Source organism: Paenibacillus sp. FSL H7-0714 (genome assembly GCF_038003765.1).
Lineage (GTDB): Bacteria > Bacillota > Bacilli > Paenibacillales > Paenibacillaceae > Paenibacillus_AQ.
Window position 1 is genome coordinate 6,296,095 of the sequence record NZ_JBBOPT010000001.1, and the last position, 12,604, is coordinate 6,308,698.

Below are 12,604 nucleotides of genomic sequence, written 5' to 3' on the forward strand. Positions count from 1 at the left end.
AGTATTTATCGGAGAGCCGTTTTTTATGGAGTCGATTATTTCATTTTCAAAACCTGAGGCTCCTTGAAAGCGGTCAAAATACCTTTGCTCTGCACAATAATCATACCGCTTTCCAGCAAGGTTGGGCCGAACACTCTACCTGATGTTTTGAGCTGTACAACCGGTTTTGCGGAAATCAAATCTATCGCGATTAATTTGCCGTCAGTCTGGGCTACATACATGCCATGTCCGAGCAGATCGAAGCGGGCAATCGGATTGCTGATTCCACTGTACTGAACCGCTGATTTATTCACCATTTTAACACCATAAATGCTCTGTTCGTTACTAAAAAGAATTCTTCCATCATAAGGACCAGCGGCGTAGGATAACTTAGCTCCGATGGATTCGTAAGAATAATTATCGCGTGTTACGGTAGCAGGATCAGCATTGACTGGATAGCTGTAGACACCTTTTTGTCCTGTTATAAAAATTCTGTCACCGTCACTCCAAGCAATGCCCCCCCTTGGTGCTTCAGGATCATTTGGGTCAATATTAGCAGGGTTATAAACTACCGTCTTCACTACTTTACCTGTCTTAACATCCAAACTGTCGAGTGTAGTAAGAGGAAGAGTGTCGAATAAGGTAGCCTTCCGTTGTGTTATAAGCGTTCCATTAATCTCAGTAATCGGAAAATAATGATCTCTGTTATTCCAAAGCTCTTTACCCGTTGTTCGATCAAAGGCATGTAGAATGTCATACGTATACGCTCCGGATTCTGAGTTTTGAGCTAATATCAGATTTCCCTCAACCATGAACGGTTCATACAGCTTTTCACCGAAATTATCACGCCACTGCAGTTTCCCATCCTTCAGATTGTAGGCTTGAATATCACCATTGGCAGTAAAAAGCTGATCTTTATCAATAACTAATTGGCTGATGCCTTTACTGTTTGCCGATGAACTCCATTTATTTTTTCCAGTAGCCGCGTTGACTGCATAGATTGTGCCCGCTTCTGAAGTCACATAAGCCACACCATCTTGGTAAAGTAACGGTGCCTTTAATTTGGAGCCGTATTTCCACACCACTTTCCCCGTCTGGGCGTTAATGGCTAAAAGCTGACCCTTTTGTAGGATAAAAGCTTTGCCCGCACCGACTGCAACAACGCCCTTGCCCATAATGTAGTCCGTCGCTATATCTCCTAGCGTTGGCAAATCCATCGTAGTGGACCACTCAACCTTCGCAGCAGACAAATTTACATAATAATCATCTAAATTCGAGCCTATAAAGGAAGTGTGCGAATCAACCGCAGCAGCTTGTACCGGGTTTACCATAAGCAATAACCCTAAACCAATAATCACAGTACGAAGATACGACTTCAATAAAGTTCCTCTCACCACCACACGCCTCCTCATATAAATGCTTCAATTGGATAGATTCTCAAAATAAAATATAATACTAATGACGAGCAGGATGTAAGAACATGGATTATTATTCCTCATTTTTACATCTGTAAGAGTAGAAATCAAAACATTTACTCATAAACTTACAATTTGTAAGTTATCGTGTTATAATAATCACATTCTTCTATAAACGAACAAGCTTTATCAAATATATGAATAACAAGGGGTTTGTAATCATGAGTAACGAGGTAACCACAGCACCAGCATCCGATTTTGAATTCGGTATCTACACCTTAGGAGACATTGTAGCTGATTGTCATACCGGGAATAAGATCAGCCCGAAACAACGACTCGACGAAGTTGTAGCTGCGGCCAAGCTGGCGGATGAGGCGGGGCTTGATGTATTCGGTGTAGGTGAGCATCATCGTCTTGATTTTGCAATTTCTTCGGTTCCAGTCGTGCTGGCAGCCATCTCCCAGGTTACCCGCAGAATCAAGTTGACGAGCGCCACTACTGTATTAAGCACCATTGATCCCGTGCGCGTATTCGAGGATTTTGCCACACTTGATTTACTATCAGATGGCCGTGCAGAGATTATTGCTGGACGTGGTGCTTTTGTGGAATCTTTTCCGCTCTTTGGGTACGAACTTGAAGACTATCATCGACTATTCGCCGAGAATATTAATCTGCTTCTCGAGCTTAATAAGCATGAAATTATGAACTGGGAGGGTTCCTTCCGCTCATCCTTGAAGGATTCTGAGATTGCACCACGCCCTCTTCAGCAAAGCCTTCCTGTATGGATTGGTGTAGGTGGTTCTCCTGAAAGCGCGGAAAAAGCTGGCGTACTCGGAACTGGAATGGCCATCGCCATTCTTAGCGGTAGTCCAGAACCTTTCCAAGAGCTTGCTGCAACTTATCGACGCGCTGGAATTCAGGCGGGTCATGCCCCTGAATCTTTAAAGATTGCGATTACTAGCCACGGCTACATTGCCGAAACTTCACAGCAAGCGCTCGATGAATATTACCCATACTACTATAGTTATCGTAATTCCATCAGCCCAAAACCTGGTCAAGATTACAGCGTGTCTCGTGACGACTTTGGGCAATATGTATCTGCTGATAACACGATGGCTGTAGGTAGCCCGCAGCAAATTATTGAAAAAATCCTCTATCAGCATGAGCTGTTCGGCCATAGCCGCTTTATGACTCAGCTCGACATCGGCGGCCTTCCTTACGCCAAGGTAGCCAAAGCTATTGAACTATTGGCAACTGAGGTCGCCCCTGTCGTACGACGCGAGATTGCCAAGAAGAATAGCCGATAGAACTGAGGGGCTGTACCAGTTAATAAAAAAGCACTTCTCCCGCTCGTGGAGAAGTGCTTTTTGTGCTGTTGCAACATTGTGTCTTGCTGTAAGAAGTGAACCGGAAGCTCTGCTCAAGAATTAGGGAATATCTCCCTGAAAATCGGAGATTTCTACTCAATAGACAAACAATTAGGGAATACCTCCCTATAATTAACCTGATTCGACGGTAAATATAGATATTTCCCCGATTTTTAGGGAGGAATTCCCTGATTTCACTCATTTAGAGTAATTATCAGCTATTTTCAGGGAGCTTTTCCCTAATTACTCTCAAAAAAAAGAAGCTGCCCCATAAGTAGATCACTACTTTTGAGACAGCCACTTATGCTCATCACGCAAAGGATGGTTTATTGTTGTCTACCTTCCCGCTAATAAGCTTCTTATATTCATCGTCTCCGCCATCTAAAGAAGGCGCAGTATAAATTTGAGCTGAAGCTGGTTGCTGAGCGGAATGGCTCGACCCTGTTTTGCTTGTGGTATTCTTATTATCTTCTGCACTCCTGCTTCCACCACTTGCAGAGCGGAGAACAGCACCCGATAAGTTGTTAATACCCTTTATTCGCTTCATGCTGAATCCTCCCCTACTAAATGATTGATGGTACGGAATAAATCCTGATTATTCGCAACTACCGCCTTAAGATCATCCGCAGATAATCCATCACTCCCTGAAAAGTGTACGGAAAGAACATACTTCTTACCTAGAGGATAGCATAGGATATATACCTCCGCAACTTCCGTGCGTTGAAAAAAAGTCCATTTGCTCGATAAAAATGCATCTACCACACTAGGCTGCTTCTCATTCCCTTTCGTAACAGTCAAGGAATAGGAGTGCCCACGTCCGACATTCCCTCCCACCTGAACAAGCTGTTCCTTCTCTTGAGCCTGCCAGATCGCAGCACCGATCACACGACAATGCTTCGGAGGTAAGAAAGAATTGCGAATCGCCTCACTGAGTGCGTGATACTTCTCTCCATCCTCAGAGATGGTCACATTACTATTATATTGCCAAAAAAAATGAAGGATACTTTCTTTGCGCCTTAATTCCATCTTTAGCTGCTCTAAATCTTTCACCGGGTCACGGAATTTTCCAAACCCCTGGACACTATCAATAATCTTACCACAGCTCACATCCACAGCAGCCGTAGGATTATCATGGTGCATCTCATACTCTAAAGCTGTAATTCCCGACAAATCGGACAACAGATGATATTCTTCAACATTCTGTCCAGGGATTAAATCGTCGCGGGCAGTCACCTGATCCGGCACTAAGCAAAAAACACGATTACGCCGTAATCTGGCCCAAAACAATCCCATTTCAAACCCCGTATTATCACGAGTCACATAATAAAATTTACCGCGTATTTTGGCGACATCATCTGGCGAGAACACAAATACGGCAAAATCGCTCTCATCCAAATTTCTCTCCAGTGCCTCCATCGTGTATTCATTCGCTCGAAAGGCATTGGCATACCAAGGATGTACTTCAGCATCCCTCTTCAGCTGCTCATGAATCGCTCTTGCATAACGTATGGATTCTCTGGAAGATCCAATGAATAGCTTTGGTTTAGTCACGGCAGTGCTCCTTCATTCTTCCCGATATGTAATAATTATACAAGTCTTTAGACCACCGGAAAAGAGGCCAAGTTCTCATAAATCATCTCAGAAAATATTATTCTAAATCTCGTAAATTGGGTAAAGAATTATGACTACTCTGAAAAAGCGAGGATACTATGAAAAAAATGATAGGTGTCACACTGCTCACAGCTTGCCTTGTAGCTATAGCAGCACCCCAGCCTGCTGAAGCCAAAACAGCAACGGGAAGTTATACCGCTCAGGTATACGCGAACTCTTTAAATGTACGCAATGAGCCGGCAAAGAATGCAACTGTTGTAGGATCTATTAAGAACGGAGCAAAAGTAACTGTGACCGATGAACAACACGGGTGGTTGAAGGTTACGACGGGGAACACCTCTGGCTGGGTAGCCGGCTATTACCTAAAAAAGGTGAACAATAGCTCCAAGCAATCTGGCGCTTCTGGATCATCGGTAGCTTCCAAACCCAGCACCACTTCTTCCACCTCAACCAGCGCCTTGAGTAGCACCACAAAGGTTACAGTTACGGCAGATTCACTACGCGTACGAAGCGGTCCAGGCACCCAATATAAGGTGCTCGGTTCTTTAAAAGCTAAGGATACAGCTACCCTCCTCCTTCATCAGAACGATTGGGCACGAATTCGAACAGCTAGCGGTGACATCGGTTGGGTCGCAGCGCAATATATCCGATCTGGAACCACGCCAAGAAGCACAAGCACTACAGGCAACATTTCTCGCACAGGAAATTTACGAGGAAAATTAATCGTCGTAGATCCCGGTCATGGCGGCAGTGATCCGGGAATGCTCGGCACTACATATAACACCATGGAAAAGGATTTGAATCTGCAAACTGCAATTTATGTTCGCGATGCCCTTGTAGCTAAAGGTGCACGGGTAGAAATGACACGTACCCGGGAGGATCAGAAGCCTACACTCGCTCGGCGTGTTCAGATGAGTGAGGCTCTACGTGCAGATGCATTTGTAAGCATTCATTATAATTCTTCTCCGAAAAAAGTGTCCGGGACACTAACCTTCTTTTACTCCGAGTCCGATGATCTGAAGCTGGCACGAGCAATTGAAACCCGGCTGGGACAAGGTATCGGTCTTAAGAGCAACGGGTTGTCCTTTGGCGATTATCACATCCTAAGGGAGAATCGAATTCCAGCTACCTTAGTTGAACTCGGATTTCTTACCAACCCTACAGATGAGTCAATTGTCCGCAAATCCTCCTATCAGAAAAAAGCAGCCAAGGCTATCGCGGAAGGATTGGCAGACTATTTCAAAAACTAGCCACACCTATAAATAATCAGCAAAGAAGCAGGCTAGGAAATTCCCTAGCCTGCTTTAGTTTGTATTTCATATTTAGCCTTCGATTAATCCCTTCTTGATCAGGAAATTACGAGCTACATCCTCTTCCTTGAGCGCATCCACATCAACCTCTGCGTTCAATTGCTGCATTTCTTCGTCACTGATCTGTCCGTTCAATTGATTTAAGATGCCTTCCAATTCAGGGTATTTATCTAACGTTTCCTGACGAATAATCGGTCCTGCATCATAAGGTGGGAAGAATTCTTTATCATCCTGCAGAATCACCAGATCATGTACTTTAATTTGCGCATCCGTCGCATATGCATTGGTTACATCTGTTTCCCCATCGTCGATCGAACGGTACATGATACCATGGTCCATTCCTTTGCTCTGCTTGAAATCCATACCGTAAAGTTTCTGGATACCTGGGTACCCGTCCTCACGATCCAAGAACTCGAACTCTACGCCAAGAACCATTTCTCCAGATACTTTCGCCAAATCGCTGAAAGTCTTTAGATTGTACTTCTCAGCCGTTTTGCGGCTAACAGCTAAAGTATAGGTATTATTTATGCCGAATGGATCCAGAAAGGCCAGTCCATCTTTTTCAAGCAGTTCTCTGGTTTTGGCCAACGATTGCTCGGAGTTTCCTGTCTTCTCCTGATAGTAATTAGCTACAATGGTACCGGTGTAATCCGGATATAGCTGGATGTTATTATTCTCAAGTGCACTCCAAGCTACATTAGAGCCTCCCAAGTTCATCTGGCGCTTCACTTTAATATCTGTTTTATCTTCTATCAGATCTGCCATCATATGAGCGAGTAAAACATTCTCCGTGAAGTTTTTGGAGCCAATTGTGATTTCTCCACTGTTACCCGTAGCAGCATTATTATTCCCGCCACCACACCCGGCAAGTAGCGCCCCCATTAATACTGTAGTTAAAACGCCTGTCATCAATTTTGGAATTTTCATATATAATCTCCCCTTTTATATTCTTTCGAGACCAGAGTTTTAGTTATACTTTCAATCCCTTTGGAGTCGTTAACCGTTCAAGCAATCCAAGCAGATAATCCAGCACGAGTGCAAGAATCGCGGCCGGAATAGCGCCAAGTAAGGTTAGTGCTTCGATGTTCCGTTGAATACCCAGGAAAATATATTCACCCAATCCGCCAGCACCGATAAAGGCTGCCAGTGTTGCTGTCCCGACATTAATAACTGCAGCAGTACGGATCCCCGCCATAATTACACTTAAAGCTAAAGGGAGTTGAACCCTGAATAGAATCTGCCAGCTCTTCATTCCCATTCCCCGGGCCGCTTCTACTATAGACGGATCCACATCAGTAATTCCCGTGTAGGTGTTGCGGATAATTGGCAGCAGTGAATACAGAAACAAAGCTACAACTGCTGTCTTCATCCCTATGCCAAATAGAGGAATCATAAATCCGAGCATCGCCAGACTAGGTATTGTCTGAAAAATCCCAGCCGCACCAAGCGTAATACCTTTCAGAGGTTTAACCCGTGTAATCATAATTCCAAGCGCAATACCAACAATAATTGCAAATAACATGGACAAGAGCACAAGTTGCATATGCACTCCCATAGAATGAATCAAATCTTCCCTACGTAAATCTAATTGATATATGAGTTGTCGCCATAACGATTGATCTCTCATACAGACACTTCCTCCTCTTTCGCGCCTCCCCATTGTGCAGCAAACGCCGTCAGAAGACTGCCTCTTGTAACAATCCCGGCAATGTTCCCCTCAGCGGTTACAATCGGAATAATGCCGTATGGAGCTTCCGTAATCAATGATAATGCGTCTCTTGCTGTTGCTGTATCCTGCAGCACCACCCCAGGTGGTGTCATAATTTCTTCGATAGTAAGGCTTTGTTCCATTTTAGCGGTAACATCATAAGCGGAGACTATGCCAAGCAGCTTACCTTTCTCGTTTCCAACCAGTAGTGTATCCATTTTGCGTTGACGCATAAAGGTAAGAGCTTTACCCAACGTGCGGCTTGGAAGGGATGTGGATGGATTGTCACGCATGACTTCTGTTACGGGGATATACTCAGGGTTTTGGTAAATACGGTTTTTGCCGATAAATGACTCTACGAAATCATTAGCAGGCCGGCTGAGCAGCTCATACGGTGTATCTAGTTGAACGATTTCACCATCTTTAAGAATAGCGATTTTATCTCCAAGCTTCAGTGCTTCATCCATATCATGTGTTACAAATACTATTGTCTTCTTCACTTCTTGTTGCATGCGCAGCAATTCATCCTGCAGCTGCTCACGGGTAATAGGGTCCAAAGCACCAAACGGTTCATCCATCAATATAATCTCGGGATCAGCTGCCAATGCACGGGCTACACCTACACGCTGCTGCTGCCCACCTGATAATTGTTTCGGATAACGGTTGGCATATAGAACCGGATCAAGTCCGACTAGACGGAGCATTTCGAGCACCCGTTCTTTTTTCTTCTTCACATCCCACCCCTTTAGATCGGGAATCAGGCCAACATTGTCTTCTATGGTGTAGTGCGGGAACAAACCAGCTTGCTGAATAACATAACCGATGTTCTTGCGGAGGTTTACGGGGTTCTCCTTGGTAATATCTTTGCCGTGGATATAAATATGGCCTGATGTATGCGGGACAAGACGATTTATCATTTTCATTGTTGTTGTCTTTCCGCAACCACTGGGACCGATCAGTACTAGTATTTCTCCAGCTTCGATTTCAAAACTAATGTTCTTAACTGCTTCATAACCATTAGCATACTTCTTACCTACTCCTTCAAATTTCAGCATGAGGTTCCTCCTTCTAATATCTATCGTCAGATCATCTCTCTAATTACTCTGTAAGTTAAACTATAACAAACAATCCCCAAACTGACAACCTACATGAATTCAATAGGTTGTTTGTTAATAATTGTAATATGTTAATTATAAAAAAAGGCTATCCAGTGATAACCCCCGCTGGATAGCCTTTTTTAAGCTATTATTATAAATGATTTTCTGCATTTTTATTGATAAATTGTTCCGTTCTTTGGTACATTTTCTCATCACCAACTGCTACAAGTACATCATGTTCTCTGAGTATGACATGCGGACCTGGAGAGATGGTTATATCAGCACCTCGGCGAAGCGCTATAATAGTAGCCCCTGTATTCTGCCAAAATTGTAATGCTCCAATGGTTTTGCCAACCACATGTGATTCTTCATGGATTGTAATTTCTTCCGGGTGGTACGGCTTTAAATTCTTCATCCGGTCTGATGCCTCGATAATTCCAGTTAGTAGCTTCTCAAATTTACCGTCGAGCTTCTTCTTTTCAAGCAACAATTGCTGTAGATCCTGTTTCAATGAATAAGCTGATTTCAGATAGTTATTCCTGGTGATATACTCATACGCCTTTTGATCAGAGATGACAATAATCTCTTTCCCCTGCGAAACAAACACTATATTCTCATCCTTCAATAATCCCATAGCCTTACGAATCGTCTCGGGAGAAACATGATATTGCCCTGCCAATAGAGAACGCCCGGATAGCTTACTCTGTACGGGAAATTCCCCGCTTACAATTCTTTGTGCAATATCAAGGGCTATAGACTTATAACCGGATATTTCTTGCATGGACATTGTCGATCTCCTTACTCTGGCGTGAATTATAAACATGCTCAAGTATACCTTTTTTCACTCACCAAATAAAGATGTCCTGCCTTATCCAAATATTTGATATACCAAAAATAAATTTAACGATACAACCAGACCAGAGATAAGCCAGCCGAGAGCCGCTGTCATCTTACGATTCACTAACCCGCCCATAATCTGACGATTGCTTGTAAACATAACCAGTGGTACCAGAGCAAAGGCAATCCCAAAGGACAAGATCACCTGGCTGATAACGAGTGCTTTCGTTGGATTTACACCAAAACCAATGATAGCCAAAGGTGGAATAATCGTAATCGCACGGCGTAAGTACAGGTTAATTCTTTTGTTGATGAAGCCTTGCATTACCACATCGCCAGCCATAGTTCCTACAGAAGAGCTCGATAGTCCTGCGATGAGTAGTCCTAAGCCAAAGGAGATAGCCGTTACGGGTCCAGCTAAGTGACTAAATTGCTGAAACGCAACATCCAAATCCTCAACCACGATACCATTTTTGAAAAATAATGCGGCCGAGACAATAACCATTGCCAGATTCACTGCACCTGCAATAATCATCGCAATAATAATATCTATGAATTCCAGTTTAAAAATCTGTTTCTTTTCCGCTTCATTTACTCCGACAATTCGGTTCTGTGTAAGTGATGAATGTAGATAAATGGCATGTGGCATCACGGTTGCGCCTAGAATTCCTGCGGCCAAAAGAATGCTGTCCACCCCTTCAAACTTAGGTGTAAACATGCCTACAGCAACAGCACCCATATCCGGTTTAGCTACAATTACTTGAAAAGCAAAGGCTAATACAACTATAAGAATCATTGCAGCAATTCCGGCCTCAAGGGAACGGTAACCCCGGCGCTGAAGCTCTAGGATAGCAAATGAACCGACCGCAGTAATGAGTGCTGCCGGCAGCATGGGAATATCAAATAATAGATAAAGCCCCAATGCTGCCCCGATAAACTCCGCCAGATCCGTAGCTATAATCACCAGTTCACTTTGAATCCATAAGAAGATCGATACACTCTTCGGAAAACGATCATGAGCGATCTCCGGCAGATTCTTTCCTGTAGCAATACCAAGCTTGGCAGATAACGCCTGAATAAGAACGGCCATTAAATTCGAGGCTACAATCACCCATAATAAAAGATAGCCGTATTTTGAACCTGCCGTAATGTTGGTGGCAAAGTTACCTGGATCCAGATAAGCAACCGCAGCGATAAACGCTGGACCTAAGAAAGGAAGTAATCTTTTAATTCCTTTGGTCTCCCCATTAAGTACGGCTTGCGCCGAAATGGAGTTTTTATGTTGTCTCATATGCGGTTGTTCTATATGTGGTTTTTCTATTAAAGTTTGTTCCAACATGTCAATTCCTCCTCTTGCCCAAAAAAAGTTGTCTATATACACGAAAGTTTCCTCTGTGCAACTTATATTTAAAGTATATGCTCATTTCTGAAAAATGTAAATATGTTTCATTAGAAATTTTCATATGCTTGTCCACCTACGACCAAGAACAAAAAAACCGGACGACATCAGGAATTACCCGATCTTCGCCCGGCTTAAGCCAATTACTCTAATCATAAATATCATCATTAAAGGTTACGAATTCTTTTTCCATGTATCCTTCAGCGGCACAATTCGGTTCAGTACTAGCTTATCTGCTGTGGTATATTTCTTATCCACACAGAAGAATCCATGCCGGATGAATTGAAATTTATCTTCTGGAAGTGCACTCGCCATGGAAGGCTCCAACAAACAATCCTTCAGAATGGTTAGGGAATCTGGATTAAGATACGCGTCCCAGCGCTCATCCTCTTCTTTAGGACCGTCGTTATCTTTTAGCAACCGCTCATATAGATGAACTTCCGCCTTGATCGCGTGCTCTGCCGATACCCAGTGGATGGTCGCTTTAACCTTCCGTTCATTAAATCCACTTCCACTCTTCGTTCTCGGATCATAGGTGCAGCGAAGCTCTATAACTTCTCCAGTTGCCTCGTCCTTGAGCACCTCATTGCACTTAATGAAGTAGGCGCCCTTTAACCTAACCTCATTCCCTATAGTCAGCCTGTGATAACCTTTGGGTGGCTCCTCCATGAAATCCTCTTGTTCAATATAAAGCGTCCGTGAAAAAGGAACTTCCCTTTCCCCTAGCGTCTTATCCTCACTGTTATTCTCAATCTCCAGCCATTCGCTTTGATTCTCAGGGTAGTTAGTAATAACCACCTTAAGAGGCTTTAGAACAGCCATCACGCTAGTTGCCTTCGCCTTCAAATCTTGTCTAAGCGAATGTTCTAACATGGCAATATCTACAATGGTGCTATTTCTAACAAAACCAATTTCCTTCACAAAATTCCGAATACTCTCCGGCGTAAAACCTCTTCTCCGCAGTCCGCGAAGCGTTGGAAGTCTTGGATCATCCCAGCCATCCACATAATGTCCTGTAACCAGTTGTCTAATATACCGTTTGCTAGTAACGACGCCGGTGATATTCACGCGTCCGAACTCCCTTTGCTTTGGAGCCTCAGGGGTATCCAGTTCATTCAGTACCCACTCATACAGTGGTCGATGATCCTTAAACTCAATGGAACACAGGGAATGCGTAATCCCTTCGATCGCATCTTGTATAGGATGGGCAAAATCATACATCGGATAGATACACCAATCGTTGCCGGTTCTATAATGCTCCGCATGAATGATTCTGTAAATCACTGGATCACGCAAGTTGATATTAGGTGAGCTCATATCTATTTTGGCCCGTAATACTCTGGCTCCCGTCGGATAGGCTCCATTCCTCATCTCCGTGAATAACTTCAAATTCTCTTCCACAGAACGCTCCCGATAAGGGCTGTTCTTTCCCGGCTCCGTAAGCGTTCCTCTATAAGCTGACACCTCTTCAGGTGATAAATCGCAGACGTAGGCTTTTCCTTTTTGAATTAACTTTACCGCGCTATTATATATTTTTTCCGAATAGTCTGATCCGTAGAAAGTATGGTCCGGCGGGTAGCCCATCCATAACATATCTTCGCAAATAGCATTTACATACTCCAGATCCTCTTTTAAAGGATTGGTGTCATCGAACCGCAAATGGAACTTCCCGCCATACTTTTTCGCAGTCGTATAGTTCGTGTGAATAGCATACGCACTGCCAATATGCAGATACCCATTAGGCTCCGGTGGGAATCTCGTGCAAATATCTCTACTGTAAGTCCCAGCTTCCAGCTCTTCTTGAATCAATCTGTCGATGTAACTCTCTGCTAATACTTCCGGTTCCTTGTTCATTGGTATTACCTCCTGTTTATAAGTGAT

At 43.6% G+C, this 12,604-nt stretch carries 11 protein-coding genes; 2 read left to right on the forward strand and 9 right to left on the reverse strand.

Going from position 1 to position 12,604, the window contains the following annotated elements:
• Window positions 1-35: 35 nt before the first annotated feature.
• Window positions 36-1,373 carry a PQQ-binding-like beta-propeller repeat protein gene (locus NST34_RS28245; protein WP_341129203.1) on the reverse strand — a complete coding sequence of 446 codons (1,338 nt, stop codon included), beginning with the start codon at window positions 1,371-1,373 and terminating at the stop codon, window positions 36-38.
• 242 nt (window positions 1,374-1,615) lie between these two features.
• Here NST34_RS28245 and NST34_RS28250 point away from each other — a divergent pair, with 242 nt between their 5' ends.
• A complete protein-coding gene (locus tag NST34_RS28250) occupies window positions 1,616-2,701 on the forward strand; it encodes an LLM class flavin-dependent oxidoreductase (RefSeq protein WP_076285511.1) in 1,086 nt (361 codons plus the stop codon).
• Between the two features lie 370 nt (window positions 2,702-3,071).
• Here the strand turns inward: NST34_RS28250 and NST34_RS28255 are convergent, their stop codons facing one another.
• Together NST34_RS28255 and NST34_RS28260 are read right to left on the reverse strand one after the other, a co-directional pair.
• On the reverse strand, window positions 3,072-3,308 hold the full coding sequence (locus tag NST34_RS28255) for a hypothetical protein (RefSeq protein WP_076285512.1): 237 nt from the start codon (window positions 3,306-3,308) through the stop codon (window positions 3,072-3,074).
• Entirely contained in the window at window positions 3,305-4,312 is a 1,008-nt protein-coding gene (locus tag NST34_RS28260; RefSeq protein WP_042191948.1) for a TIR domain-containing protein, read from the reverse strand. The genes NST34_RS28255 and NST34_RS28260 overlap by 4 nt, the downstream gene beginning before the upstream one ends.
• A gap of 158 nt (window positions 4,313-4,470) precedes the next feature.
• Between NST34_RS28260 and NST34_RS28265 the strand changes: the two genes are divergently transcribed.
• On the forward strand, window positions 4,471-5,622 hold the full coding sequence (locus tag NST34_RS28265) for an N-acetylmuramoyl-L-alanine amidase (RefSeq protein WP_341129204.1): 1,152 nt from the start codon (window positions 4,471-4,473) through the stop codon (window positions 5,620-5,622).
• 72 nt (window positions 5,623-5,694) lie between these two features.
• Here the strand turns inward: NST34_RS28265 and NST34_RS28270 are convergent, their stop codons facing one another.
• The 6 genes from NST34_RS28270 to NST34_RS28295 all read right to left on the reverse strand — a co-directional run bounded on the left by NST34_RS28270 (window position 5,695) and on the right by NST34_RS28295 (window position 12,577).
• Window positions 5,695-6,609, reverse strand: coding sequence for a glycine betaine ABC transporter substrate-binding protein (locus NST34_RS28270; RefSeq protein WP_076285514.1), 915 nt, complete (start codon window positions 6,607-6,609; stop codon window positions 5,695-5,697).
• Window positions 6,610-6,652: 43 nt separating this feature from the next.
• Window positions 6,653-7,309: an ABC transporter permease gene (locus NST34_RS28275; protein WP_341129205.1), complete on the reverse strand. Its 657-nt coding sequence runs from the start codon at window positions 7,307-7,309 to the stop codon at window positions 6,653-6,655.
• Window positions 7,306-8,445, reverse strand: coding sequence for an ABC transporter ATP-binding protein (locus NST34_RS28280; RefSeq protein WP_341129206.1), 1,140 nt, complete (start codon window positions 8,443-8,445; stop codon window positions 7,306-7,308). Before NST34_RS28280 ends, NST34_RS28275 begins: the two co-directional genes overlap by 4 nt.
• Window positions 8,446-8,638: 193 nt before the next feature.
• Complete coding sequence (locus NST34_RS28285; RefSeq protein ID WP_341051605.1) at window positions 8,639-9,274, reverse strand: TrkA C-terminal domain-containing protein; 636 nt, start codon at window positions 9,272-9,274, stop codon at window positions 8,639-8,641.
• Window positions 9,275-9,355: 81 nt separating this feature from the next.
• Window positions 9,356-10,615, reverse strand: a complete 1,260-nt coding sequence (locus NST34_RS28290; protein WP_042194556.1) for an Nramp family divalent metal transporter — start codon at window positions 10,613-10,615, stop codon at window positions 9,356-9,358.
• A gap of 282 nt (window positions 10,616-10,897) precedes the next feature.
• The gene (locus NST34_RS28295) at window positions 10,898-12,577 is read right to left on the reverse strand and encodes a glutamine--tRNA ligase/YqeY domain fusion protein (protein ID WP_341059459.1); all 1,680 of its coding nucleotides are present in this window, start codon (window positions 12,575-12,577) and stop codon (window positions 10,898-10,900) included.
• Between the last annotated feature and the right edge of the window lie 27 nt (window positions 12,578-12,604).